28 protein-coding genes and 1 tRNA gene are annotated in these 23,364 nt (G+C 60.7%); 17 read left to right on the top strand and 12 right to left on the bottom strand.

What is annotated here, in order from left to right; all coding sequences use genetic code 11:
- Window positions 1-11: 11 nt before the first annotated feature.
- The 3 genes from KUV46_09045 to KUV46_09035 are packed head-to-tail and all read right to left on the bottom strand — an operon-like array spanning window position 12 to window position 2,144.
- Window positions 12-824, bottom strand: a complete 813-nt coding sequence (locus tag KUV46_09045) for a DUF3445 domain-containing protein (GenBank protein QYI99502.1) — start codon at window positions 822-824, stop codon at window positions 12-14.
- On the bottom strand, window positions 814-1,440 hold the full coding sequence (locus KUV46_09040) for a class I SAM-dependent methyltransferase (GenBank protein ID QYI99501.1): 627 nt from the start codon (window positions 1,438-1,440) through the stop codon (window positions 814-816). The genes KUV46_09045 and KUV46_09040 overlap by 11 nt, the downstream gene beginning before the upstream one ends.
- A 2-nt stretch (window positions 1,441-1,442) precedes the next feature.
- Window positions 1,443-2,144 carry a hypothetical protein gene (locus KUV46_09035; GenBank protein QYI99500.1) on the bottom strand — a complete coding sequence of 234 codons (702 nt, stop codon included), beginning with the start codon at window positions 2,142-2,144 and terminating at the stop codon, window positions 1,443-1,445.
- Between the two features lie 155 nt (window positions 2,145-2,299).
- On the opposite strand from KUV46_09035, the gene KUV46_09030 reads away from it, so the two are divergent.
- The 3 genes from KUV46_09030 (at window position 2,300) to KUV46_09020 (ending at window position 5,875) form a co-directional block, all read left to right on the top strand.
- Window positions 2,300-4,381: a S9 family peptidase gene (locus KUV46_09030; GenBank protein QYI99499.1), complete on the top strand. Its 2,082-nt coding sequence runs from the start codon at window positions 2,300-2,302 to the stop codon at window positions 4,379-4,381.
- An 8-nt stretch (window positions 4,382-4,389) separates the two neighbouring features.
- Window positions 4,390-5,403, top strand: a complete 1,014-nt coding sequence (locus KUV46_09025; protein QYI99498.1) for an adenosine deaminase — start codon at window positions 4,390-4,392, stop codon at window positions 5,401-5,403.
- 73 nt (window positions 5,404-5,476) lie between these two features.
- On the top strand, window positions 5,477-5,875 hold the full coding sequence (locus KUV46_09020; GenBank protein QYI99497.1) for a DUF1622 domain-containing protein: 399 nt from the start codon (window positions 5,477-5,479) through the stop codon (window positions 5,873-5,875).
- Here KUV46_09020 and KUV46_09015 read toward each other — a convergent pair.
- Window positions 5,872-6,348: a GNAT family N-acetyltransferase gene (locus tag KUV46_09015; protein QYI99496.1), complete on the bottom strand. Its 477-nt coding sequence runs from the start codon at window positions 6,346-6,348 to the stop codon at window positions 5,872-5,874. The two genes, KUV46_09020 and KUV46_09015, sit on opposite strands and share 4 nt — an antisense overlap.
- Window positions 6,349-6,474: 126 nt before the next feature.
- On the opposite strand from KUV46_09015, the gene KUV46_09010 reads away from it, so the two are divergent.
- Entirely contained in the window at window positions 6,475-6,993 is a 519-nt protein-coding gene (locus KUV46_09010) for a hypothetical protein (GenBank protein ID QYI99495.1), read from the top strand.
- Here KUV46_09010 and KUV46_09005 read toward each other — a convergent pair.
- Window positions 6,990-7,958 (bottom strand): sensor histidine kinase, encoded by a 969-nt coding sequence (locus tag KUV46_09005; GenBank protein QYI99494.1) that lies wholly within the window; start codon window positions 7,956-7,958, stop codon window positions 6,990-6,992. The two genes, KUV46_09010 and KUV46_09005, sit on opposite strands and share 4 nt — an antisense overlap.
- 55 nt (window positions 7,959-8,013) lie before the next feature.
- Window positions 8,014-8,535 carry a methanogen output domain 1-containing protein gene (locus KUV46_09000; GenBank protein QYI99493.1) on the bottom strand — a complete coding sequence of 174 codons (522 nt, stop codon included), beginning with the start codon at window positions 8,533-8,535 and terminating at the stop codon, window positions 8,014-8,016.
- 232 nt (window positions 8,536-8,767) lie between these two features.
- Here KUV46_09000 and KUV46_08995 point away from each other — a divergent pair, with 232 nt between their 5' ends.
- A complete protein-coding gene (locus tag KUV46_08995) occupies window positions 8,768-9,058 on the top strand; it encodes a hypothetical protein (protein ID QYI99492.1) in 291 nt (96 codons plus the stop codon).
- A gap of 139 nt (window positions 9,059-9,197) precedes the next feature.
- On the opposite strand, the gene typA is transcribed toward KUV46_08995, so the two are convergent.
- Entirely contained in the window at window positions 9,198-11,027 is a 1,830-nt protein-coding gene (gene typA / locus KUV46_08990) for a translational GTPase TypA (GenBank protein ID QYI99491.1), read from the bottom strand.
- Window positions 11,028-11,116: 89 nt separating this feature from the next.
- Window positions 11,117-12,790: a basic secretory family protein gene (locus KUV46_08985; protein QYI99490.1), complete on the bottom strand. Its 1,674-nt coding sequence runs from the start codon at window positions 12,788-12,790 to the stop codon at window positions 11,117-11,119.
- 102 nt (window positions 12,791-12,892) lie between these two features.
- On the opposite strand from KUV46_08985, the gene KUV46_08980 reads away from it, so the two are divergent.
- Window positions 12,893-13,354, top strand: coding sequence for a PH domain-containing protein (locus KUV46_08980; GenBank protein QYI99489.1), 462 nt, complete (start codon window positions 12,893-12,895; stop codon window positions 13,352-13,354).
- A gap of 115 nt (window positions 13,355-13,469) precedes the next feature.
- Window positions 13,470-14,045, top strand: coding sequence for a type 1 glutamine amidotransferase (locus KUV46_08975; protein QYI99488.1), 576 nt, complete (start codon window positions 13,470-13,472; stop codon window positions 14,043-14,045).
- Window positions 14,046-14,102: 57 nt separating this feature from the next.
- Here KUV46_08975 and KUV46_08970 read toward each other — a convergent pair whose 3' ends face one another.
- Complete coding sequence (locus KUV46_08970) at window positions 14,103-14,558, bottom strand: hypothetical protein (GenBank protein QYI99487.1); 456 nt, start codon at window positions 14,556-14,558, stop codon at window positions 14,103-14,105.
- Between the two features lie 129 nt (window positions 14,559-14,687).
- Here KUV46_08970 and KUV46_08965 point away from each other — a divergent pair, with 129 nt between their 5' ends.
- Complete coding sequence (locus tag KUV46_08965; GenBank protein ID QYI99486.1) at window positions 14,688-14,972, top strand: metalloregulator ArsR/SmtB family transcription factor; 285 nt, start codon at window positions 14,688-14,690, stop codon at window positions 14,970-14,972.
- Entirely contained in the window at window positions 14,969-15,673 is a 705-nt protein-coding gene (locus tag KUV46_08960; protein QYI99485.1) for an SdpI family protein, read from the top strand. The genes KUV46_08965 and KUV46_08960 overlap by 4 nt, the downstream gene beginning before the upstream one ends.
- 66 nt (window positions 15,674-15,739) lie before the next feature.
- On the opposite strand, the gene KUV46_08955 is transcribed toward KUV46_08960, so the two are convergent.
- The gene (locus KUV46_08955; GenBank protein QYI99484.1) at window positions 15,740-16,501 is read right to left on the bottom strand and encodes a hypothetical protein; all 762 of its coding nucleotides are present in this window, start codon (window positions 16,499-16,501) and stop codon (window positions 15,740-15,742) included.
- 209 nt (window positions 16,502-16,710) lie between these two features.
- Here KUV46_08955 and KUV46_08950 point away from each other — a divergent pair, with 209 nt between their 5' ends.
- The 7 genes from KUV46_08950 to KUV46_08920 all read left to right on the top strand — a co-directional run bounded on the left by KUV46_08950 (window position 16,711) and on the right by KUV46_08920 (window position 21,317).
- The gene (locus KUV46_08950; protein QYI99483.1) at window positions 16,711-16,962 is read left to right on the top strand and encodes a GlsB/YeaQ/YmgE family stress response membrane protein; all 252 of its coding nucleotides are present in this window, start codon (window positions 16,711-16,713) and stop codon (window positions 16,960-16,962) included.
- 144 nt (window positions 16,963-17,106) lie between these two features.
- Complete coding sequence (locus KUV46_08945) at window positions 17,107-18,345, top strand: argininosuccinate synthase (GenBank protein QYI99482.1); 1,239 nt, start codon at window positions 17,107-17,109, stop codon at window positions 18,343-18,345.
- A 352-nt stretch (window positions 18,346-18,697) separates the two neighbouring features.
- Window positions 18,698-18,792, top strand: a tRNA-Gly gene (locus KUV46_08940).
- A 42-nt stretch (window positions 18,793-18,834) separates the two neighbouring features.
- Window positions 18,835-19,212 (top strand): hypothetical protein, encoded by a 378-nt coding sequence (locus KUV46_08935; protein QYI99481.1) that lies wholly within the window; start codon window positions 18,835-18,837, stop codon window positions 19,210-19,212.
- Window positions 19,213-19,639: 427 nt separating this feature from the next.
- Complete coding sequence (locus KUV46_08930) at window positions 19,640-19,942, top strand: GIY-YIG nuclease family protein (GenBank protein ID QYI99480.1); 303 nt, start codon at window positions 19,640-19,642, stop codon at window positions 19,940-19,942.
- A 130-nt stretch (window positions 19,943-20,072) separates the two neighbouring features.
- Window positions 20,073-20,498 (top strand): DUF2147 domain-containing protein, encoded by a 426-nt coding sequence (locus tag KUV46_08925; protein ID QYI99479.1) that lies wholly within the window; start codon window positions 20,073-20,075, stop codon window positions 20,496-20,498.
- A gap of 324 nt (window positions 20,499-20,822) precedes the next feature.
- Window positions 20,823-21,317 (top strand): GNAT family N-acetyltransferase, encoded by a 495-nt coding sequence (locus KUV46_08920; protein QYI99478.1) that lies wholly within the window; start codon window positions 20,823-20,825, stop codon window positions 21,315-21,317.
- A gap of 22 nt (window positions 21,318-21,339) precedes the next feature.
- Here KUV46_08920 and KUV46_08915 read toward each other — a convergent pair whose 3' ends face one another.
- Window positions 21,340-21,948: a GNAT family N-acetyltransferase gene (locus KUV46_08915; GenBank protein QYI99477.1), complete on the bottom strand. Its 609-nt coding sequence runs from the start codon at window positions 21,946-21,948 to the stop codon at window positions 21,340-21,342.
- 189 nt (window positions 21,949-22,137) lie between these two features.
- Here KUV46_08915 and KUV46_08910 point away from each other — a divergent pair, with 189 nt between their 5' ends.
- Window positions 22,138-22,596: a hypothetical protein gene (locus tag KUV46_08910; GenBank protein ID QYI99476.1), complete on the top strand. Its 459-nt coding sequence runs from the start codon at window positions 22,138-22,140 to the stop codon at window positions 22,594-22,596.
- Here KUV46_08910 and KUV46_08905 read toward each other — a convergent pair.
- The gene (locus KUV46_08905; GenBank protein QYI99475.1) at window positions 22,593-23,231 is read right to left on the bottom strand and encodes a hypothetical protein; all 639 of its coding nucleotides are present in this window, start codon (window positions 23,229-23,231) and stop codon (window positions 22,593-22,595) included. The two genes, KUV46_08910 and KUV46_08905, sit on opposite strands and share 4 nt — an antisense overlap.
- Window positions 23,232-23,364: the final 133 nt, after the last annotated feature.

The raw sequence follows: 23,364 nt of genomic DNA, 5'->3' as shown, positions 1-23,364 counted from the left end.
CCAGCTCTTGTTCAGCCCGTCGCCGCCGACTGGAGGCAGGCTTCGCGAACCAGAAGCTCAAGCTCATTCCAGCCCTTATAGGCGCGAAGATCCCGGTCGGCGCCGATCCAGGCATCCTCGAAGCTTTCGCGAAGATCATCATCAACAAGGATCGGCAAAAGTGGGTCGAGACAGACCCGGATGGTGAAACAGATCGCGCCTGTTTCCGGCAGCTTCCTTACCGTCTGGCGCTCAACGCGCAGGAACAGGTCTTCAGGCTCTGCCGCAAGCGTCAGCGGGCGCTCCTGCGTGAAGCGCTGCGCGCCCGCCTGGACGGTCCAGTTGAACCGCTCAAGCACCTTGCCCGGCGCAAGGTTGGTGAAGATCCGGTCGATCCGGCTGGCAAGCTCCGGGCTGCCGCCCGGTACAGGGCCGTGCAGGTCATGCAGCGTGCCGCCCATCACTTCAGGCAAGGACCAATAGGTCGGCGCCGTCACCGCGGCCGCGACAAGACGCCAGACGCCGTCATGGTCAGGCTCCAGCAGGCAGAGATCATCGGATACAAGCGTCGCCGCCCTTGCGAGGGCATTTTCGAACGAGCTTTGCGATGAGGTATTCACGGCCTCACCAATCATGGCGAGCAGTTCGCGCGCGGCAGGGCCGTTCAATTCTCCAAGCAGCGTTTCCTCGGGCTGTTCCTCGAGCAGCATGAGCCGGTCCAGCTCGCAGCCATCCATCTCCATATCCGGCAGGAGCCAGCTGCGCTCCGGAATGGGGTTCAGCGCCGGGGCGACTGCAGGCGGGCCATGCAGAAAAGGCAGATAGGGCGGCGTCCTAAGCGGCACGTGCCTGCCCCCAGCTGACGAAACCTGCAATCTTTGGCGTGCTCGGCAGGTACATGGTGTGCACATCTTCCATGACGAAACCGGCGTCAGCCAGCATCGCCTTGGCATCGCGGGTGAGGTGACAGCCGCCTGCAAGCGGTTTCCAGAACCGCTCGACCCGGCGCTGCCATTTGGCGACGCCCTGGTCAGGGGCAAGGCCATGCTCGGAGAAGAGCACCTTGCCGCCCGGCTTCAGGACACGGCGGACTTCTGCCAGCGACCCGGCCCAGTCAGGGATAGTGCAGAGCACGAAAGTGATCACGACCGTGTCGATACTATCGTCAGGCAGTGGCACGTCTTCAGCGCCCGTTTCCAGAAATTCGATCCGGTCCGCCCAGCCAAACTGGTTCGCCTCCTTGCGGGCGCGCGCCATCATTTCAGGCGATGGTTCGAGAGCGTAGAGCTTTTCCAGCTTCGAGGCGTCGTAGAAGCCGAAATTCGTGCCTGACCCACAACCGAGTTCCAGCACCTTGCCGGTGGCGAGCGGCACGACCTTCTCGCGCTGCTTCATGATCGGCTTGGTCGCGCACGCGCACGAGATGAGTGGTGGTACGACGAATTTGTCCCAGAGCCCCAAGGTCAGCTCCCTGTTTCGAGTTGCTGGCGCGCGGCGGCATTGGCCGGCTCAAGTCGCAGCGCCTGCTGTGTGATGACAATGTCATAGGCGAGGCCATCTGCCATGGGGGCGTAAACAGCAGAGCCGAACTGGCTGCCCTTCACGCCGACCCGCTCGCCCTGCTCACGGGCAAGGGCGAATACGTCGAGGCCGGGGTTCTCCGACAGGGCGAGACCATTGCTCGTCGCCTCACTGACAGAGCTTGTATTGTACCGGCGGTTCATCCGGCCTTCCATATATTCAAGCCGGTAGACGCTGTCATAGCCCAGCATGTTAGCCATGGGTTCAAAGGTGATGACGCGCGCGCCGAGCGAGAACTCATCCCCGCTAAGAACACAAGGCTCTCCCTCGGCGCCCGGGTCGAAACAGATGACCTCACCGCCGCCTGCGAGATCGACATTCACCCGGTAGGCATTCTCTTCGCCGCCGACCGCCGCAAAGGTGACGCGCGCGACGGGCCGCTCATAGGTCAGGCGCTCATAGGTCTGCAGGTTCAGGCCGAGAAACGTGCCGATGCCAGCGATCCCCAGAAAACCGATCCCGAAGAGGAAGCGCAGCGCACCGGTCATAACCCGCAGCTTGAAAAGTCGTCCAAGCCCCGCAAAGGTCAGCATCAGGCCAACGACACCCGACAGCGCGGGCAATATCCACCAGATCAGGTCCATTTTCTCATCTCCATCGCCCCCCAAGGCGGTATTTCCAGCAAGACCCTAGCTCATCAGGGCAGCATGTCACCAAAATAACGCCTGCTTAACCCTGTCATTGCGGAATGTGCATGCTAGACATTCCTGCAATGTCAAAAGCTGCGGGAGGATTTCAGATGAAAAAGTGGGCATTTCTTGCGGGCGTCTGCCTGACCGGATTGTGCGCGTTGGGCGCTGGCGCGCAGGACGCAGGCAGCGACGAGGAAAGCCGCCGCTTCACCGCTGAACGCGTCTTCGACATTGAATACGCAACCTCTCCCCAGATTTCGCCTGACGGCTCGAAGATCGTCTATGTCCGCCATTCCATGGACCAGCTGAAAGACCGCGACCGCGGCGACCTCTGGATCATCGACGTCGCCTCTGGCGAGCAGCGCCCGCTCGTGACAGGCGGCGCATCTGCCGGAGCGCCGGCCTGGTCTCCCGACGGCTCGAAGCTGCTCTACTCCACCGCCTCGGCTGACGGTAAGCCAGAGCTTCGCCTCCACTATCTCGACACTGGCCAGAGTTTCTCCCTCGCCCAGCTTGAGTACGGCGCTGGCGGCGCGAAATGGTCGCCCGACGGCTCGAAGATCGCTTTCTCGATGTTCGTGAAGGGTGAGAAGCCAAGCTTTGCCACCGCCCCTAGCCAGCGCGAAGGCGCAGAGTGGAACGAACCCGTCCGTGTCTTCGATGATCTAACCTTCCGCTTCGACGGTCAGGGCTATCTCGAGGAAGGCACCACGCACACTTTCGTGCTCTCTGCCGATGGTGGCTCACCGCGCCAGGTCACCAAGGGCGACGCTGATCTCGGCGGGCCTGTCTGGCTCGACAATGATACGCTGCTCGTCACAGGCAACACGGCCGAAGACGCCGACCTCGACCCGATCGAGAGCGAGATTTACGCCGTAGAGCTCTCCGATCTTTCCATGCGCCCACTGACCAGCCGCGACGGCCCTGACTTTGGCCCTGTCGTCTCACCAGACGGGCGCACGATCGCGTTCCGCGGCCATGACGATAATCTGAAAGCCTATGAGCAGGCCAACCTCTACCTGATGGATGCCGACGGCTCGAACGTCCGCGAAATTGCCGCCGACTTCGACCGTGAGATCGGCGCCCTGCAATGGGCACCCGATGGCCGCTCGCTCTACAGCGCCATTGAGAATGCCGGCAATATGGACATCTTCCAGATCACGACGGGCGGCGACACCTCCATCGCCGTCTCAGGCCTTGGCGGCACCTCTATCGGCCGGCCCTATGCGGGCGCAGACTTCTCTGTTTCGCAGACGCGTAATCCAGTCATCGCCTATACCGCTGGCACCGCCGACGCCCCAGCAGAGGTCGCGGTCGCCGGGCGCGGCGTGAATGCACGTACGCTGACCTCACTCAATGCCGACGTCCTGCCCTATCTCGACATGGCCCGCGTTGAGGAAGTGAAAGTCTCTTCCAGCGCCGATGGCCGCGAAATCGAGGCCTGGGTGGCCCTGCCGCCAGACTTTACCGCCGATGGCAGCTTCCCGATGATCCTTGAGATCCATGGCGGCCCGTTCTCCATGTACGGCCCCTTCTTCGCAAGCGAGATCCAGCGCTATGCCGCCGAAGGCTATGTGACCGTCTGGGCCAACCCGCGCGGTTCGACCGGCTATGGTGAGGAGTTCGCCCAGCTGATCGACAAGGCCTATCCGTCCACCGACCATGATGACCTGATGACCGTCGTCGATGAGATGGTGGCCCGCAATTATGTCGACCCGGAACGCCTCTTCATCACTGGCGGGTCTGGCGGTGGCGTCCTCACCGCATGGGCCGTTGGCAAGACAGACCGTTTTGCGGCAGCCGCCACGATCAAGCCGGTGATCAACTGGTTTACCATGGCGCTGGCAGGCGATATCGCCCCCTTCGTCTGGCGCCACTGGATCCGCGAGGACCCGTGGGAAAACCCGCAGGCCTATTTCGACCTCTCGCCAATCTCGCTCGTTGGCAATGTGACGACGCCGACGCTTGTCATGGTGGGCGAGGAAGACTGGCGCACGCCGACCTGGGAAGCTGAGCAGTTCTACACCGCTCTGAAACTCCAGGGCGTCGACACGGCTCTTATTCGCGTTCCAGGCTCCCCGCACTATATCGCCGGTCGCCCGAGCCGCCTCATCGCCAAGACCGACAACATCATGGGTTGGTTCGCGAAGTATGATCCTGCAAAGCAGGACGAAGAAAGCGAGGAATAGGACCCACAATGTCAGACCTTGATGCCCTGATCGACGCGCTGCCCAAGGCCGAGCTGCACCTTCACCTCGAAGGTAGTCTCGAGCCTGAGCAGCTTCTCGAATTTGCCGCCCGCAACAAGGTCGACATTCCCTTCAAGACGCTTGAGGAAGTCCGCGCCGCGTACGAGTTCTCGAACCTGCAGGACTTCCTCGACATCTATTATCAGGGCATGTCGGTCCTGCAGACAGAGGCCGACTTCCACGACCTGACCGATGCCTATCTGCAGCGCGTCGCCGCCGATAATGTCCGCCATGTCGAGGTTTTCTTTGACCCGCAGGGCCACACCGAACGCGGCATCCCATTCGACGTGCCGATCCGCGGTATCCTGAAAGCGCTCGACGCGGCCAACGACAAGTACGGCATAACCTATCGCCTTATCATGTGCTTCCTGCGCCACCTCTCCGAGGAAGAGGCGTTCGAGACCTGGGACCAGGCAAAGCCATGGCTCTCAAGGATCCATGGCATCGGCCTCGACAGTTCAGAGAATGGCCACCCGCCTTCCAAGTTTGCGCGCATCTATGAAGAGGCCCGCAAAGCCGGGCTGAAGCTTGTCGCCCATGCAGGTGAAGAAGGCCCGCCCGCCTATGTCTATGAGGCGCTGGACGAGCTGAAGGTAGACCGCATCGATCACGGCAATCGCTCGCTGGAAGATGAGAAGCTTGTCGCCCGCCTCGCTGAAAGCGGCATGACGCTGACAGTGTGCCCGCTTTCGAACCTCTCGCTTTGTGTCGTCGATGACCTCAAAGAACACCCCATGAAAAAGATGCTGGAACTTGGCCTCAAGGCGACGGTGAACTCCGACGATCCGGCCTATTTCGGCGGCTATGTGAACCAGAACTTCCGCGAAACGGCCAAGGCCGTCGGCCTGACGCGTGACGACATCATCACGCTGGCGAAGAACAGTTTTACAGGCTCCTTCCTGCCAGCCGAAGAGCAGGCAAGGCACCTCGCCGAGATCGACAAGGTCGCCGCCGCCCATTGAACTTGGCAGGGCCTGAAGAAAACCGTCTGGAACCTGCGGCACGTCCCGAGCGTCGCTTGGCTAGGAGGCCCCCATGGAATCTGGCGAAACGAATTATCTGACGAGCATTCTTGAGACGCTGTCGTTCTGTATTGAGCTTGTCTCCGCACTGATCCTGATCATCGGCTCGCTGGTTTTTCTGTGGACGGTTGCAACCGGCCTGCTTTCGCCATCGCTTAGCGCGACCACAGCCCTGCAGCGCGGCCGCCTCAAACTTGGCACATATATTCTTGCGGCGCTCGAATTTCTCATCGTCGCGGATATTCTCTTCACGATCGTTCACCGCACCCTCGACGACGTGATCGTCCTCGCCATTGTCGCCGGTGTACGCACAGTCGTCAGCTACTTCCTCGGCAAGGAGATTGAGGCGCTAAGTCAGGAAGAAAGCGAGGCGCTTGGACTGTCCGGCCACCGCGCCCGAAAAACGGGCTAAGGCCCCGTAAGCCGCCTTTGGCCCGGCCGGATCGATGTGTCGACCTTCTCGGTCCAGCCCATTGCGAGATAGGCCTTCATCGCCAGCGCATTCTGGTCATCGACATCGAGCGAAAGCGGCGCGCGCGCCAGATCACGCGCAACCTCCAGCAGGCCTGATCCCACCCCGCAAAGTCGCCAGTCCTCAGCAACAAACAAGTGCGGCACATAAGAGCTTTTCCGCTCCAGCGTCAGGAAACCGATCACACCGGCATGGGGCTCTTCGGCAACGATGCAGCGCGAAAGGCGAAGTGTCTGGCGAAGGCGGATAAGCTCATCGACGGGGCCGCTGCGCCAGGGAAAGGCATCGAGGCAATCGAGAAAAAGCGTCTCCACGCTGACATTGTCAGTCCGAGCATAAGGCCTGATCTTCCAGCCTGCACCCTGATGAAGCAAAAGCGCCATGAGGACATGTGTATCGCGCCATGCGGCCATGCATAGAAGTTTATGACGCTTTGGTAACGCGATGTTCCGCTTTCCCCCTCACCCGATGCAAACAAGCCACAACTTGCCAGTCCGGCATTCTCCGCAAATAGTGCGTGCAAAGAGATGGAGGAGTTCATGAGATCAGCCTGTCTTCTGGCCGCCGCGCTTGTCGGCCTGCCAGCCAGCGCCGAAGTCGTCACCGCGACCGCAGATCATTACACGCTGCGCCATGAAGCGGTGTCGGCGCTGGGCGTCGAGGAGACATGGGAGCGCCTCATCCAGCCAGACAGCTGGTGGCACCCAGATCACACCTATTCCGGCAAGGCCGAACACCTCTGGCTCAACCCGAATGCGGGCGGATTGTGGATGGAAAGCTGGGAGGGCAATGCGGTTGAGCATGGCCGCGTCCTCTCAATCCTTGAGAACAAGATGCTGCGGCTCGACGCTCCTTTCGGGCCATTGCAGGGCATGGGCGTACAGGTCGTCTGGACCATCACGCTGGAAGAAGATTCCGAAACTGGCGGCACGAAGATCGTTTTCGATGAAGTGGCGAACGGATCGAGGCAGAGCAGCCTCGCGCAGATCGCGCCTGCTGTAGATGGCGTAAAGCAGCAGGCGATTGCCCGCCTCGCCGATCCTACCCTGACCGACTAGGCGAGCGTCACGAATTGAAGTCTGAGACGCCTGCCGCCTTCATCATTACGCATCACTGCGACGCCCGCCTGCTTGGCCAGCGTGTCGATCAGCGTATTGGCCTCTGCGGGATCTCCGGTCGCAGGGACGTCAGACCATTGGCCGCTATCTGACAATTCCAACCAAGGGCCGCCCTCGTCCAGATCAGCGCGCAGCTCTATCCGGCCCTCACCATCGCCGTCATCAGGCGCGAAAACGCGGGTCAGCGTTTCATGAATGATCAGAGCGAGCGGCGTTACCTGCGGCACGGACACGGTGAAGCGTGCGTTCAAGGACAGATCAATATCTCGCTCGGTGGGCAGGATTTCGGCGGCCTGCCGCGCCAGTTTCTCTGCAAGATCGGAGATGTCCACGCCGGTTTCGCCGCTTCGATAGGTCAGGTCCAGGCCTGCGGACATGGCGCGAAGGCGTCCGATGGCGTGCTCGACAAAGCGTTTTACTTCCACATTCGCCGTTAGCCGTGCAGCGCGTCGCAACAGTGATATCTGCAGCTGCAGATTATTGTTCACCCGGTGATGAAGCTCTTTCGTCAGCAGGCGGTTGATCTCCAGTGCTGCCTCTGCCGACTGCTGGGCCGCGCGGCGGGCACGCACTTCCTGGTCCAGCTCCGCGACCTGCAGGCTGAGCGCCGCGAAATTATCGCCGTCGTCTGAACTGAAGCGAAGCGTAAAGTAGACGCCGCGACCGGCCCGGCGCAGACGCTTGCCAACGCCGCGCAGTTTCAGGTCTTCGCCATCTGCGTCCTTCAAGGTCAGGCTTATGGGAAGGGGGTCTGCGCTGGTGCGCAGGCTTGAGACGAGGTCGCCAAACGCTTCGTCACCGCCAGCCAGATGCGATCCAAGCTCTGACCCCGGCTTTGCCCCCGACAGGATCTGGCGCATGGGGCCATTGCTGGCGTGTATGACCCCGTCGTCGCCAACCAGCATCAGCGCCTCCCTGGAGACGTCGAAAATATCTACCCAGTCCGCGAAAGGCGAAGGATCAGGCGCCAAAATATTCGCGCCCCTCGGGCGCTTCATCAGGTTGCACCAGATTGACCACGACCCGGCATCCTGTGTCTCCGCGCGCGATGGCTTCCTCGATCACCACATTGGCATAGCCAAGATTGTCGGCAGCGATGGTCCCGAACACATTCGACGTCATCATGCAAAGCGACGGGCGCCCGTCGACATAACGGCCAAACGGGCAGGCATTGTTGCCCAGCACGATCTTCGTGTCGTCGGCTTCAATAATGTAGAAGTCGCCCTCGATGCGGCGTTTCAGGTCGACGAGCACCTCGCCGATCTGGTCGCGGCTGAGATTCTGGACATTGATCTCATTCTTGTAGGCCTGGTTGATCTGACGCCCGATGGCGCCGCCAACGACGGAGATATAGCCAGAGGCATCTTCTAGACCGACAACGGCCTCGAGCGTGCCGGAGAGTTCACGAAGAAGCGATCGCAGGAAAACGTCCCGGTTGAGCCCTACTTCTGCCGATCCAACAGCCGCGTCAGTGCCTGCCATGCTCAAACTCCCCAACTTGAGTGTTGATAACATAAGTTAGACGGAAAGGTTGCGTCGGCCACTGCAGCAAGTTTTACGGTCTGACCGATAGCGTCATGCCGTCCAGTGGATACGCGTGCGTGCCTACAGGCTGGGCGATTGGGCGTCTCACGAAAATTTTTCCCCATCACCTCCTTGCGCAAATCACGATTTCGTCACATCGCTCAACATCCGCTTATGAAAGGGTCCGGACATGAAAAAACTTTTCTACATTGCTGCTGCTGGCGCATTCGCCGCTGTCCTCGCTGGTTGCGAAGGTGAAACCACTGAGGTCGAGATCGAAACCCCGCCTGCAGAAGAAGAAGTCGTCATCGAAGAAGAAACCGTTGGTGACGAGCTTGAAGAAGCTGGTGAAGCAATCGAAGACGGCACCGCTGAAGCCGTCGAAGAGACAGGCGAAGCGATGGATGATGCTGGCGAAGCCATCCAGGATGCTGCCAACGACACCGAAGAAGCTATGACGGACGACGAAACCCCGAACTAAGTACGGGGTCTCCGCGCCTCTGCCGCATGGCGGGGGCCAGGTCTGCCAGAAACGAAAGCGGCCAGCCCAATATCGGTGCTGGCCGCAATCATTTTGACGTCTGAACCACTCTCGCAAGCGATAGCAGCGCTATACCACTTTACGCGCTGGCTGCCTTTGCCGCCTTCTTACGCTCATGCGGGTCGAGGTGGATCTTACGCAGGCGGATGGACTGCGGCGTCACTTCGACCAGCTCATCGTCAGCGATATAGGCCAGCGAACGCTCCAGCGTCATCTGCAGCGGCGGGGTCAGGCGCACGGCCTCATCAGTGCCCGACGCGCGCACGTTGGTCAGCTTCTTGCCCTTCATGACGTTGACCTCGAGGTCATTGTCGCGCGTATGCTCGCCGATGATCATGCCCTGATAGACCTTGTCGCCAGGGTGGATCATCATCGGGCCCCGGTCTTCGAGGTTGAAGAGGGCAAAAGCCACTGCCTCGCCCTGCTCCATCGACACGAGCACGCCGGTGTGGCGGCCTTTGATCGGGCCTTTGTAGGGCGCGTATTCAAGGAAGACGCGGTTCATGATGGCCGTGCCGCGCGTGTCAGACAGAAGCTCACCCTGATAGCCGATCAGGCCGCGCGTCGGCGCGTGGAAGACAAGCCGCGTACGCCCGGCGCCCGATGGCTTCATCTCCATCATGTCGGCCTTGCGCTCCTGCAGCTTCTGCACAATCACGCCGGTGTGCTCATCATCGACGTCGATGACAACTTCCTCGATCGGCTCGAGCTTTTCGCCCGTATCCGGGTCTTCCTTCATGACGACCTTCGGACGCATCACGCCAAGTTCAAAGCCTTCGCGGCGCATGGTCTCGATAAGGACGGCCAGTTGAAGCTCGCCCCGGCCGGAGACGGTGAAGGCTTCGGCTTCGGTCGAGCGCTCCACCTGAAGCGCAACGTTGCCCTCAGCTTCCTTGACCAGACGGTCCCAGATAAGGCGCGAGGTCACCTTCTTGCCTTCGGTACCGGCCAGCGGGCTGTCATTGACGCGGAAGGTCATGGAGAGCGTTGGCGGGTCAATCGGCTGGGCCTGGATAGGCTCACTGACCGAAGGATCGACAAAAGTGTCGGCCACGTTCGCCTTGGTGAGGCCTGACAGCGAAACGATGTCGCCAGCGACGCCTTCCTCGATCGGCTCACGGCCAAGACCGCGGAACGCCAGCACCTTGGAGACACGGCCCTGCTCAACCAGCTCACCATCGCGCGAGAGCACTTTCACCGTCTGGTTTGGCTTGATGGTGCCGGAGGTGATGCGACCGGTCAGGATGCGGCCAAGGAAGTTGTCGGACGAGATGGTCGTCGCGAGCATCCGGAACGGGCCTTCCTCGGTGCGCGGCTCTGGCACATGCTTGATGACCAGCTCGAACAAAGCCGCCATGTCGGTTTCCGGCTTCTCGTGATCCATGCTCATCCAGCCATTCTTCGCCGAGCCGTAGAGGATCGGGAAGTCGAGCTGTTCGTCATCGGCGCCAAGGTCAGCGAAGAGGTCGAACACTTCGTTGATGACGTAGTCAGGACGGCTGTCCGGCTTGTCGATCTTGTTGACGCAGACGATGGGCTTCAGGCCCACTTTCAGCGCCTTCGACACAACAAACTTGGTTTGCGGCATTGGGCCTTCAGCGGCGTCGACCAGCACGATCGCGCCATCCACCATGTTCAGGATACGCTCCACTTCGCCGCCAAAGTCGGCGTGACCCGGCGTGTCGACAATGTTGACGCGCGTATCGCCCCAGACGACCGACGTGGTCTTGGCGAGGATCGTGATGCCGCGCTCGCGCTCCAGATCGTTGGAGTCCATCATCCGGTCGGCAGTCTCTTCATTCTCGCGGAAGGTGCCGGACTGTTTGAGAAGGCAGTCGACCAGCGTGGTCTTGCCGTGGTCAACGTGGGCGATGATCGCGATATTGCGAAGCGATGTAGGCTCGGTCATGGGAGGATAAGGCTTTCAAGTCTTGTATGGGGCGCGCTTTACACGCCTTGGCCCATAAAAGCGAGTGCCTGCCCACAGGCAGCGCGGTCTCAGAGCTGAGGGAGCTCAGGAAGCGCGCGAACGACCGCCAATGCTGGAAGGTTGGTCATCCACTCGCCGCAGGAGATTGGCGCCAGCTCCTCGCCATTCAGCTGGCCAAGGACGATGGCTTCGCCAGAACTGCACGCGCGCCGCATTTCAGCATAGGCCGCGCCCGGCGCGTCGATAAGGTCGACACCGTTAAGCCGCCTCAGCTGCGGGTTGCCGGGCAGCTGGCCGCCGCAATGCTCGCTGATATCGGTCCAGTAATGGTCTTCGCGCTGATAGAGGCTAACCTGGTTCTGGCAGACATCCCGCTGCAGCGCGCCAAGGGCGGCCGCTGCTAGCTGGAAATCATCAGGATGAGGGTCGGTCGGCGCCAGAAGCTCTACCTCAACCCCGATCTTCGAAAGGCCAATTAGGAAGCCGCTCCACTCTTCGGCGTCCATGCCCTCAGCAAACATGTCCATCCGGCGAGCAAAGGCCTCTCCGCCAGCCTCGCTCGCCGCCGCCTTGAAGGTCGCTGAATCGAAAGTGCGGTCTTCTCCGGTGCGGGCGAACACATCCTTCCAGATGTCCAGAATATCGCCGCCACCATGTTCACGCGACGCTGCCTCGGCGATCAGCTGGACCAGTGCGCCGCAATCATAGGGCGCCCGCCCCCGGCTGCCATAGCGTGTCGCGATCAAAGGCCGACGCACCAGCGCGCGCTGGCACTGATTGATCTTCTCTTCAATGTCGGCACGCAGCTGAGCCTCATCCATCCCGGCGCGCATGGAGATGTATTCCGCCGCCCCCTCATGCACCCAGGACTGCTGTGCATTCTCGCTGGAGCTGTAGAGCTGCCCGATCCACACATGCACCGTTTCATGAAGGGCAAGGCTCTTCATCCGGCCCATGAAGTCATCATCCGATGGGTCAAGCTCGAAACCGCGCACATTCAGCGTGATGAAACGGCCAAGGGAGCTCCCCTTGAAGCTCGCCCCGTCGCCTTCGCGATAAGTCATGACCAGAACGGGCGGCGCAGGTGGCGGCTCAGCAAACCGGTCTGTCAGTGTCTCGCTGACCGCGTCGATATCCGCCACGAACTTCTCGCGCAGCCAGCCCGGAATATCAGGACCCGCGATCACGGTGGCATGGTCTTCGGTGATGTGATCTTCCGGGCCAATATAGACGAAACCACCCGTCGCCGCGGCGACGCTTTCGCCGCTCGCGCGGCGCTCATTTGCGGCGAGGAAGACCTCTCCATCCGCCATCCCGCTCGCGGCCATAAAGGTCTCATAGCCGCTCAGCGACAGCCCCTCGCTCAAGACCGTCCAGCCCGCCTCACCAATTCGGAGCACCGGGACATATCTGCGATCATAGAATTGGTCAGAAGGTTTGAGCCGCATCTCAAAACTCTCAAAGGCGGAGCCGTCCACCCGAGCAAGGACCGTCCCGTCGAACTGCCAGCCATCGCCCTGCGGCATCCAGAGCCGGATGCGCTCATCGGCCTCCACCCACCCCTCAAAGCTCACGCTTTCTGCAGGTTCGGCCAGCGTCCATACCGCCGCCAGCTCATCACCCTGGCGCTCAAGCATTACGTCAGCGCGCGGAATCTCTACGTCTTCGCTCGTCTCGCCAACGGCAAGTCCGGCGAATAGCGTCATGACGAGAAGGACGAGCAGGGGTCTGAACAGCATCATCCCTGGGTTCTGACCGAAACCCCACCCCGTGCCAAGTTGCGGAACGTCTGGTCCTGCCCCCCGTTGGTCAGCAAATCTTACAATCACCGGAAGACCGCCGCCATGACTTATATCGAGAAGCATCTGAATGACGGCGAGACGCTCGTTCGGGTCGGGCGCTTTCACTGGCTCTGGTACGCACGCGCCTGGGCCGCGCTCATCCTGTTTGGCTGGCTGATCGTCGGCTTCATCTATTTCATCTATGAAATGATCCGCCTGATCACGACCGAGTTCGCCGTCACCGACAGGCGGCTGGTCAAGAAGACCGGGTTTATAGCCGCAAATGTCGATCAGATGTCCCTCGAAGCCATTGAGGGCGCCAGCATGAAGCAGGGCGTGATTGGCCGCATATTCGGGTTTGGCAATCTGGACATTGAGGGACGCGGCGAAGGCGAGGTCGACTTCCCTACCATGGCTGCACCCGCCAAATTCCTGAAAGCCGTCAATGAAGCGAGACGGCTGACCGAGCGCGCCTCTGTAGACCGCCTGGCTGAAGACCTTGCCCACAAGGAGGAGACCGCTTGATGCGGCTTTTTAAAACAGGTCGCGCCGGGAACGAGGACGTCGCCGCGCCGTTGGTATGATGTGCAGCCAGAAAGGCTGCTCTGACAGAGAATTCTAGAAATTCAGGAGATAGAATATGTCCAAGAGAGCAGAAGGAAAAACGGTCGCCATTCTCGCCGCAGACGGCTTTGAGGAAGTGGAACTGACTTCCCCGAAAGAAGCGCTGGAAAATGCAGGCGCCAAGACTGTAATTGTGTCGCTCAAGAGCGGTGAAATTCAGGCCAACCAGCACCGTGAACACGGCATCATGGTCGGTGTCGACAAGACGCTCGACGATGTCAAAGCGGACGATTTCGACGGTCTTCTCATCCCGGGCGGCCTGTTCAACCCGGACACGCTTCGCCAGAGCCAGAAGGCGCTGGATTTCACGTCGAAATTCTTCGAGCAGGCCAAGCCAGTCTTCTCGATCTGTCACGGCCCGCAAGTGCTGATCTCTGCAGGCCTGGTTGAAGGCCGTGAGATGACTGGCTTCGCAGCAATCCAGCAGGATCTGAAGAATGCAGGCGCAGTCGTGCGCGATGAGAAAGTCGTGGTCGATAAGGGTCTGGTGACGTCACGCAACCCGGACGATCTTCCCGCGTTCAACGACAAGATCGTCGAAGAGCTTTGCGAAGGTAAGCACGAAGCTCAAAAGAAATCGGTCGCAGCGTAACACATCCCCTCGCTCTATGACCGAGCCGAAGCGCCTCCCTTTCAGGGGGGCGCTTTTTTATTTGCGCGGCGCCTGCCCGTCCGGGTTCAACCGCCAGTGATTTTCGATGACATCCTGCCAGATCGTATAGATGAAGGTTGCCGACCAGGTGATGACCATGAAACCGCCCAGTGCCTGCATCATCGCCACCATGCGGATCGCGCCATCGGTGGATACCTGCGCATAGCCAAGCGTCGCGAAGTTGATCCCCGAAAAATAGATCAGATCATAGAAGCTGCCGTCGAAATCACCGCTCAGTGAGCCCCACCAGCCTGCATCGATCATCACCTTGTAGGCACCGGCATAGGCTATGATTTCGATCGTGTGCACCGTCAGCAAACCAAGAAACGCCGTCAGGATGCCGCGATGCTTCTGCTCGCCGAGATGCGGCGTGAACAGGCGTATGAACAGGATGGCGAAGTGATGGAAAATCCCCAGTGCCGCCGCCAGGAGAAAGCCTGCGAGAAGTGCCATGTGCGGCCCCTTTCCAGTCTGAATCTCGCCTGCACCTGAGAAGCCCGGCTATCCGTGTCAACGAAACGTGCGAATATTAGCTTGATCGCTAATTAGTAGTTGTGCTAATTAGCGTTTATGACAAATAACGTGTTCAGTGCTCTGGGACATCCCCTCCGCCGTCAGGTCATGGACCTGCTGCGCAAGGGGCCGCGCACGTCTGGCGAGCTTGCCGAGGCGTTCGACGCCAGCTGGCCAACGGTCAGCCGTCACCTGGCTGTGCTGAAGGATGCCGATCTCATCACAGCCGAAAGACACGGCACCAGCATCATCTACCGCGCGAATACGAGCGTGATTGAAGATGCCGCCGCCGCCCTTCTGGCTCTGATCGGCAGAGACAATGGCGATGACGACATGAAGGAGGCCGCAGAATGATCAAGACAGGTTTGATATGGTCGGGGCTGGCGATCGCTGCCATGCTGGGAACGCTCGTCTGGGCATGGTCCGCCCTCCCATCAGGCGTGGATATTCCGGTTCACTGGGGCCCGAGCGGAGAGGCGGACGGTTTCGCCACGCGCGACAAGGCCTTGCTTATCCTCGCCATTCTGCCCGCAAGCGCGATCTTTACTTCAATTCTGCTCGCCGCCGCGCCTTATCTTGACCCGTTCAAGGCCAATCTCCGGCGCAGCCGGCAGGCCTATACGGCAATCTGGGCGGGTAGCATGGTGCTGCTCGCGGCACTGACGGCGGGCATCGCCCTGATGATGATCCGCGGTGCCAATGGCGCGACGGACTCCAATGAATTCGTCCGCTTTGTCCTTGCAGGGTGCGGCGTACTGTTCGTCATCATCGGCAACTACCTGCCAAAGACGCGCAAATCCTTTTTCCTGGGTATCCGCACGCCCTGGACGCTGACCAGCGACTATACCTGGGAGAAGACCCACCGCCTTGTTGGCCCGCTCTACATTGCGGCAGGCCTTATCGGCATCGTGCTCGCCTTCACCATAACGGGCATCTGGCTCGCGCTCAGCTTCACCGGTCTCGTCCTCGGCGTCAGCCTGTTCGGCGTCGCCTATTCCTGGTGGGTGTGGCGCCATGCGAATGACCGGAATGAAGGCGCAGACTACGTGGTCTGATAAATGGAAAAGCCCTCGCCGGTTGCGACCAGCGAGGGCATGTTAGTTCGGTCCACATAGAGCGGCCTAGTTATCGCGGTCCTTCACCTCGGCCTCATTGGCAATTGCGCGGTCCTCGGCGTCGAATTCGACGCTTGGGGCTGCGCCGCTGCCGTAAGAGCGTGACTTCGCCGCCAGCCGGTTCATCGACTCTTCCATCGTGCCCTTGCCGACCGCCATGGTTTGCGCAGCCGACACGCCGACCGCTTCGGCATCGTCGAACTTGCCGAAATCAGCGCCGAGGAAGACAACTTCCCAGCCCTTTGCCTCAACGCGGTCCAGCGCGGCTTTCGCGCCTTCATGCGTGATCTCCCGCGAGGAGTTTTCCAGGCCGTCCGTCATGATCACGATGACGGCCTTTTCCGGATTGTCGCTTTCAGCTGTCGAGATGATACGCCCGATGGCATCGAAAAGCGGTGTCATCCCGCGCGGGGAAACCTCGTCAGAGGTGACCGACTGCCAGTCGTCTGGCGCCACGTTTTCGCGCAGCACATCATACTGAAGCCCATCCTGCGCATCGAAGACCGCCAGCGTAACCGACGTTTCCAGCGGCGCCGTCTCGCCTTCGCCTGCTTCGCCAACAGCGGCGGCATAAGCGTTGACCGAGGTCAGCGCCTCATCCCAGAGGTTCGACATCGAACCTGTCCGGTCGAGCAGGATGTAGGAATGGACCGCCTTCGGCGCTTCCGGCTCTGGCGGTGTATCTGGCGCGGGGGCTGGACGTGCAGCGCACGCAGCGAATGCAAAACCTGCGACCAGGGCCGCGCTCAGGAACGCTTTTCTCAACATGCGATCATCTCCTCCAGTGACCTTGGACCCCACCCCGGAGTCCGATGGAGCAGAAGCTCACCCGCAAATGCGGCCATGAAGGGGCAGCTTCGCGGTGATCAGGGGGTGATCTTCGGGCAGGCCGGGCGTCCGACAAATTCGAGGCGGCCGGAACTCGTCCCGGTTGCAGCGTGTTCTTCATGAACAACTGGCAAGAAAGGATACGCGAAATGGATATTGTTGGAATTCTCATCTGGCTCATCATCGGCGCAGTCGCAGGTTGGCTCGCTGGCAAGGTCATGCGCGGCGGCGGCTTTGGCCTCCTCGGCAACATCATTGTCGGTATAGTCGGCGCAGTACTCGGCGGCCTGATCTTCGGCCTGCTTGGCATTGGCTTTAGCGGTATAATCGGAAATCTGATCGGTGCCTTCCTCGGCGCCTGTATCCTGCTCTTCCTGATCAGCCTCGTAAAACGCGCCTGATCTGGTCAGCAGACACAAACCGACAAAGCCCCGGCCCGGACGCCGGGGCTTTTTTGTGGCTTCAGCCCAATCCTCTTGCTCCGCAGGCGCACTTGAATATGTTGCGCGCCAGACCGACCCCCTGCCCCAATGGAGCAAACAGCCATGGCTACCAAGCACGCGCCGAAGAAAGTCGTCCTCGCCTATTCCGGCGGCCTCGACACCTCGATCATCCTGAAATGGCTGCAGACCGAGTTTGGCGCAGAAGTCGTGACCTTCACCGCAGATCTTGGTCAGGGCGAAGAGCTGGAGCCAGCCCGCGAAAAGGCGCTGAAGCTCGGCATCAAGCCGGAAAACATCTTCATCGAGGATGTGCGCGAGGACTTCGTCCGCGACTATGTCTTCCCGATGTTCCGCGCCAATGCCGTCTATGAAGGCGTCTACCTGCTCGGCACCTCGATTGCCCGTCCGCTGATCGCCAAGCGCCAGATCGAGATTGCAGACATCACCGGCGCCGATGCCGTCTGTCATGGCGCGACCGGCAAGGGCAATGACCAGGTCCGCTTCGAGCTTGGCTATTACGGCCTCAACCCGGACATCAAGGTGATCGCCCCGTGGCGCGACTGGAGCTTCAAGTCCCGCTCCGACCTTATCGCCTTCGCCGAAGAGCACGACATTCCGATCGCCAAGGACAAGCGCGGCGAAGCGCCTTTCTCGATCGATGCGAACCTGCTGCACACCTCCTCAGAGGGCAAGGCGCTCGAGGATCCAGCCGTCGAGACCCCAGATTTTGTCTACCAGCGCACCGTCTCCCCGGAAGACGCGCCGGACCAGCCGGAATACATCACCGTCCAGTTCGAGAAGGGCGACCCCATCGCCATCAATGGCGAAGCGATGAGCCCGGCGACGCTTCTCACCGCCCTCAACGAGTATGGCCGCAAGCACGGCATTGGCCGTCTCGACCTTCTGGAAAACCGCTTCGTCGGCATGAAGTCACGCGGCATGTATGAGACCCCGGGCGGCACCATCCTGCTCACGGCCCATCGCGGCATCGAACAGGCCTGCCTCGACAAGGGCTCGGCCCACCTCAAGGATGAGCTGATGCCAAAATATGCAGAGCTGATCTATAACGGCTTCTGGTGGAGCCCGGAGCGCGAAATGCTCCAGGCCGCCATCGACCATTCCCAGCGCTATGTCGAAGGCGAGGTCCGCCTCAAGCTCTACAAGGGCAATGTCATCCTGGTGGGCCGCTCATCGCCTTACTCGCTCTACAGCGAGAAGATCGTCACCTTCGAGGACGACCACGGCGCCTATGACCAGAAAGACGCCGAAGGCTTCATCAAGCTGAATGCACTGCGGTTGAGGCTACTGGCGGGACGCGACAAAAAGGCGGGAAAGAACTAGCGGCGCCGCGCAGCGGCTCTGCCCTGAGGGGCTAAAACAGATCAGTCGCCTTGCAACGCCCGATGGTTCGACTTCGCTCACCATGCGGGCGTATTCGAACGCTGTTGGATGCCGCATGGTGAGCGAAGTCGAACCACGCGGCTTTCATCACCTCCCCAGATCCGCTCACCCCGGCGAAGGCCGGGGACCCGGACAGTTGACACTCTCCGCCTGCGCCGTTAGTCCCCCGCTCCATGATCAATATGACGCTCTATTATTGTTGCTGTTCATAGCACCCTGACGCGCCCCTCTGGTGGCGCGACCTGAGCCTTATTGTCTGAAATCCTCACAATCGATTGCTGACCCCTGATCCGGGCTGCTTGCTCCCAGCCGCGCTGTAAACGCGGCCCCGTTCACCAAGACCGGGAGTGGCCACGGTGAGAGGTTCGATTCCTCGGCAGCCCACCAGCGGGCACGCCATCGGCTTGTGAGCCACGCAAGGGACGCCCCATGCGATACATACGTTTCGAAAGCCAGGTGCCCTATGCGGGCGCCTCCAGCCGTCTCGGCATCTTCCAGATCGCGTACCGCCTGCGCGACGCCGACGCCACGCGTCTCGACGATGCGAACGCACTCACTCATCTGCTCAAATGGTTCACCGAAAACCTCGATGGCCCAAAGCAGCTGAGCCTTGAAGCGAACAAGCGCGCCATATGCTGGTTCAAGCCCGCCGCACGTGAGCCGATCAGCCGAATTTGGCAGATGAAAAGCCTGATAGAGCCGTATGGCTACTGGATCAGCGTCCGCAAAACGTCTGATCCCGGTCTCGTAATCTACGAGGATGGCTGGCAGGTCGCCGCCATCCCTCGTCCGACAAGACAGAACTGACCAAACCGGCCGCCGCCTCCATGCCGCGCTGCAAACGCGGTCCCTATCCAAAGTGGAGTGGCAGGGTAATGGGGTTCAATTCCCCGGCGGCCGTCCAGTCTCCCGTCCCGGCCAGTACGCAATATCACGTATAGCCTGCGCCATTGCCCGGCCGCATCCTCGCCCGAAACAATGGGCGCGAGTGGGAGGCGCGGGATACATGGGCAAACTGACAGTGGATCCGCTGGCCATCGCCGCGCTTGCAGGCTTTGGCACCCTCGTCGCCATCGTCCTTGGCATCACGATCTGGTTCATCCGCCAGTCGACCAAGAAACCGGGCGAGCTCTAGGCTCGCCCGCCCGCTTTCGTTCTTTCTGGCCTTGCGTGTACCGGACAAGCGCTGATGATGGACCCCGCGATCAAGTCGCGGGGAGGCGCATACAGGCAGATGGCCAGGTACGATTTCATCGCAGTCTATCTGCTCGCAAATCGCAAGAACGGCACGCTGTATGTCGGCTCGACATCCGACTTGCCGACGAGAATGGACCAGCACAAAAGTCGCAAAGGCTCGGTATTTACGGCCAAATATGAGGTTCATCGTCTCGTCTGGTTTGAGCATTTTCCCGAAATGGAGCCCGCCCTTCGCGCAGAACGGCGAATGAAGGAGTGGAAACGCCGTTGGAAGATCGAGCTGATTGAGAAAAGCAATCCGCATTGGGATGACCTGACGTCTTCGCTACTCACCTATTGATCAGCAGTCGCATGCAGCGCCTCCCCGTGGCCTGACCACGGGGTCCATCTCCCGTCGCCAAAATCATTGATCGACAGCTCCGGCCCAAAGCGCGCATAATCATGGGCATCCCCACACCCGGAGCCTGCCCATGCGTCTCATCCCTGCTTCCATCGCCATCCTCGCCCTCGCCCTGCCCGCCGCGGCAGAGCCTGCAAACCACGACGTCTTCGGCACGTTCTACACGGCCGCAGGAACCTCCCGCGTCACTATTGAAGACTGCGGCGATGGCAGCCCGTGCGGCCGTGTCAGCGCGATCAATCCGAACGTGCTTGAGCCAGGAACGACACCCGAGGACCTTCGCACCAAGGCCGGCGACCCCGTGCTCGGCCTCCTCATCCTCGAAGGCTTCGAACAGAAGCGAAGCGACTGGAGGGGCGGCACAATCTATGACCCGGAAAACGACAAGACCTACGCCGCGCGCATCAAGCGCCTCGAAGATGGCGACCTCGAGCTGAAAGGCTGTGTCGGCCCGATCTGCCAGACGCAGATCTGGACCGAGTATGAGGGCGATTAGCCTCCGCGAGCCTTGAGAACACCATAACCCGGGTGACCCAGACCCCTCACCGCTTCCGAAGATACCTGCGCAGGCAGGTATCCATAGCGGCCGGCCCGCAGCAGCCCGCATGGTCGGCGAAGTCGAACCACGCGGGCGGTACGCACCTCTTGCGTGTTGCAGACCCCACCCCGACCCTCCCCAAAGGGGAGGGAGCAAAACACGCTGCCACCTGCACCCCCTCCCCGCCCAGCGGGGAGGGTCGGGGTGGGGCCCTTCGCGGCAAAAGCTATGGCCGCCCCCCCAACATTGACGCCTCTCACCAACCGGCGCATCTAGCCGCCCATGCAGATACGCCTCTTCCAGCCCGAAGACCTCGCCGCGCTCCATGTCATCAATCAGGCCGGTGTACCTGGCGTCGGGCATGCAGAGACAGCAAATGACCTCGACAAACTCATCGAGATGGGGACCTGCTTTGTAGCCGCCGCTGAGAACGGCGCACCGCTCGGCTTCATCAACCTCGTCGCGCCTGGCACAACCGCTTACGAAAGCGACAATCTGCGATGGATTGAGGACTGGATCGCCCGTGAAGAGGTCAGCGCCCATTATGTCGACCGGATCGCGATTGGCGAAACCGCGCGGGGACAGGGCGTCGGCGAAGCGCTCTATCGCGCCGCATTCGAGGCGGCAAAGCCAAACGCCTTCCTCTGCTGTGAGGTAAACACCCACCCCGATAATCCGGGCTCACACCGCTTTCATCAGCGGCTGGGTTTTAAAGCCCTTGGAGACCACCGCTACCGCGCGGACTATGCCGTCCGGTTTTACGCGAGAGCCCTGTAGCCAACCCGAAGTGCGCGCGTCTTCAGGCGGCGCTTTCAAAAAAATTCTTGCCCTGGATCGCCGCGAGGACCTTGTCCATGGCAGGGCCGAGGTGTTTCTCGCCAAGTTTGGCGATCACCTCATCCAGCACCATACGGAACTGGATCGTGGAGCCATCGCTGCCCATGCTTTTCGCGCCGATCGCGCCGAACAGCGCGCGGCCTTTCTTGTTCTCCCAAAGAACGTCGGCGATCAGCTCATCGAAACCGGCTTTTCTGGAGTCAGCCGCCAGAAGCGCGATGAGCAGGCGGGCGAGGCCCTTGCTATGCCAGGCGTCCAGCAGGCCGATGGAAAAGTCGCCGCGCTTGTCGGTCTCATTGCCGCGCTGGGCATGAACGGCCCCGATGATCGGCTTGTCGTCCTTACTCTCGTCAATGGCGACCCAGGCAATATGCTTGGCGCCGTCCACGTCCGAAAGACGGTGCACCACATGGTCAGGCAGGGTTGCCGCGCCATTGAAGAAGCGCAGATAGCGCGAACGGTTCGATAGCTGGCTGATCGCATGGCGCAGTGCGTCTTCATCGGCGGGCACCATCGGGCGCAGGCGCACAGGCTCTCCGTCGAGTGTCTCGATCAAGATATCTCTTGTCATTTGCTGCACCTGCTCAATAATTTATGCTGCACCTGCGAAATAGGTAACTTGCCGTCGCTTTCCAAGCCCTTAATGGCCGCGTTTGCCATGCGTATTGTCACGGCAGGTCGACGCTTTTGAAACGGGTCTGACTTGACGCGGTTCCGATGACTGTAATGATCGCGCCTTCGGCAGACGCGGGGGGACGTCATGGACGGACCGGTAAAATTCAGTTTTCTGATGATTGTTGCGACGGGCGCCTTCGAGATTGCGATCTTGAGCTTTAGCGGCGCCGTCTGGCCCTATGCCGATATGGGAGAGGCCCGTGCCCACCTCGCCTTTGCGAATGCTGCGGGGTTCGTCACATTCATCTGCTGTCTGCTGATCTTTGCTGGCGGCGCCCTTGTTGCCGGACGGGCGCCCGGCTGGCATGCGCGCGTCACCAATGCGCTATCTGGCCTCGTCTTCCTGGTGGGACTATTGACGGCGGGCATTCAGGTTACAGAGGCGATGAATGAGTGGTTCGAGGCATCGCCGCGTATGCCGGGTTTCATGATTTCAATGACCCGTATCGGCATGCTGCTCGCTCTGGTCTGGCTTTTTGGGTCCGCAATCCTCGCAGCTCGCTACGCCCTTAAGGGGCGCAAAAAAGTCGAAGCGAGCGATTAGGCAGCGCATTCATCGATCACAGCGCGAACGCCTTCATTCACCGGCATCACCAGAAGGGCACTTCCTTCCGCCGCCACAGCGAACCGTTCCGAAGAGACGATATCGCCAAAGATTGAGGCATCCATTGGCAGCCTTGCAATCGCGATCGGCATGACGTCGCCAGCATCGCGCCAATAGCCGCCTGCCGCGCCCTCATCAGTGAAGACACCGAGGCGCGCCTGGCGGTTCCCGGTGAGGTCGATAGAGCGGGTCATGATAATCTCACCGGCTTGCGGGTCGCAGCCTATGGTGAAAATCGCCTCTGACTCTGGCGGGCCGAACATGGCTTCACCGCCATTCATGAACCACTCGCCATCAGTAAGTTCGAGAGACGCAAGCTCGCCGTCTGGCGCGAGATCGGCCTCGGCGGCACTGTAGTTTTCAGGACGCGCGCCATCAGTTGTCTGCTGCTGGGCATTATCCGCTTCGCTCTCATTGCTCTCCTCGACGGGGGCAACTGGGTCAGATGTGCCGGGCGCGGCCTCTGGTGTAGTTTCCGGTTCTGCGCTCTCCGGGCTGCAAGCCGCCATCAGCGACAAGGCTGCGGCGATGATGATGCGCGAGAAGAAGCCTGATTTCGGCACGTTGGGTTTCATTGCGTATCTCTGGTTCTGGACCGGTTTATTCTGTCGGCTAACGCCCGTCTTTACGTTTTGATCCCGTCGCCCGGCATTGCCCACTGCTGGCAATGACCCGGGACTATGCGCTGGGGCGCCCTTCCGGTGGGAA

Source organism: Thalassovita mediterranea (genome assembly GCA_019448215.1).
Lineage (GTDB): Bacteria > Pseudomonadota > Alphaproteobacteria > Caulobacterales > Hyphomonadaceae > Henriciella.
Note: the sequence above shows the minus strand (reverse complement) of the source record. Positions and strands in the feature narration are given on the sequence as shown.

Bases quoted from the DNA above. Each gene is read 5' to 3' on its own strand.
- KUV46_09010 (QYI99495.1), top strand. From the start codon at position 6,475: ATGAGATCAGCCTGTCTTCTGGCCGCCGCGCTTGTCGGCCTGCCAGCC.
- KUV46_09035 (QYI99500.1), bottom strand. From the start codon at position 2,144: ATGGACCTGATCTGGTGGATATTGCCCGCGCTGTCGGGTGTCGTTGGC.
- KUV46_08930 (QYI99480.1), top strand. From the start codon at position 19,640: ATGGCCAGGTACGATTTCATCGCAGTCTATCTGCTCGCAAATCGCAAG.
- KUV46_09005 (QYI99494.1), bottom strand. From the start codon at position 7,958: ATGCTGGTTGGCGACGACGGGGTCATACACGCCAGCAATGGCCCCATG.
- KUV46_08925 (QYI99479.1), top strand. From the start codon at position 20,073: ATGCGTCTCATCCCTGCTTCCATCGCCATCCTCGCCCTCGCCCTGCCC.
- KUV46_09020 (QYI99497.1), top strand. From the start codon at position 5,477: ATGGAATCTGGCGAAACGAATTATCTGACGAGCATTCTTGAGACGCTG.
- KUV46_08915 (QYI99477.1), bottom strand. From the start codon at position 21,948: ATGACAAGAGATATCTTGATCGAGACACTCGACGGAGAGCCTGTGCGC.
- typA (QYI99491.1), bottom strand. From the start codon at position 11,027: ATGACCGAGCCTACATCGCTTCGCAATATCGCGATCATCGCCCACGTT.
- KUV46_08960 (QYI99485.1), top strand. From the start codon at position 14,969: ATGATCAAGACAGGTTTGATATGGTCGGGGCTGGCGATCGCTGCCATG.
- KUV46_09000 (QYI99493.1), bottom strand. From the start codon at position 8,535: ATGGCAGGCACTGACGCGGCTGTTGGATCGGCAGAAGTAGGGCTCAAC.
- KUV46_08935 (QYI99481.1), top strand. From the start codon at position 18,835: ATGCGATACATACGTTTCGAAAGCCAGGTGCCCTATGCGGGCGCCTCC.
- KUV46_08920 (QYI99478.1), top strand. From the start codon at position 20,823: ATGCAGATACGCCTCTTCCAGCCCGAAGACCTCGCCGCGCTCCATGTC.
- KUV46_09025 (QYI99498.1), top strand. From the start codon at position 4,390: ATGTCAGACCTTGATGCCCTGATCGACGCGCTGCCCAAGGCCGAGCTG.
- KUV46_08970 (QYI99487.1), bottom strand. From the start codon at position 14,558: ATGGCACTTCTCGCAGGCTTTCTCCTGGCGGCGGCACTGGGGATTTTC.
- KUV46_08945 (QYI99482.1), top strand. From the start codon at position 17,107: ATGGCTACCAAGCACGCGCCGAAGAAAGTCGTCCTCGCCTATTCCGGC.
- KUV46_08995 (QYI99492.1), top strand. From the start codon at position 8,768: ATGAAAAAACTTTTCTACATTGCTGCTGCTGGCGCATTCGCCGCTGTC.
- KUV46_08950 (QYI99483.1), top strand. From the start codon at position 16,711: ATGGATATTGTTGGAATTCTCATCTGGCTCATCATCGGCGCAGTCGCA.
- KUV46_08955 (QYI99484.1), bottom strand. From the start codon at position 16,501: ATGTTGAGAAAAGCGTTCCTGAGCGCGGCCCTGGTCGCAGGTTTTGCA.
- KUV46_08975 (QYI99488.1), top strand. From the start codon at position 13,470: ATGTCCAAGAGAGCAGAAGGAAAAACGGTCGCCATTCTCGCCGCAGAC.
- KUV46_08985 (QYI99490.1), bottom strand. From the start codon at position 12,790: ATGATGCTGTTCAGACCCCTGCTCGTCCTTCTCGTCATGACGCTATTC.
- KUV46_09015 (QYI99496.1), bottom strand. From the start codon at position 6,348: ATGGCCGCATGGCGCGATACACATGTCCTCATGGCGCTTTTGCTTCAT.
- KUV46_08905 (QYI99475.1), bottom strand. From the start codon at position 23,231: ATGAAACCCAACGTGCCGAAATCAGGCTTCTTCTCGCGCATCATCATC.
- KUV46_08910 (QYI99476.1), top strand. From the start codon at position 22,138: ATGGACGGACCGGTAAAATTCAGTTTTCTGATGATTGTTGCGACGGGC.
- KUV46_08980 (QYI99489.1), top strand. From the start codon at position 12,893: ATGACTTATATCGAGAAGCATCTGAATGACGGCGAGACGCTCGTTCGG.
- KUV46_09030 (QYI99499.1), top strand. From the start codon at position 2,300: ATGAAAAAGTGGGCATTTCTTGCGGGCGTCTGCCTGACCGGATTGTGC.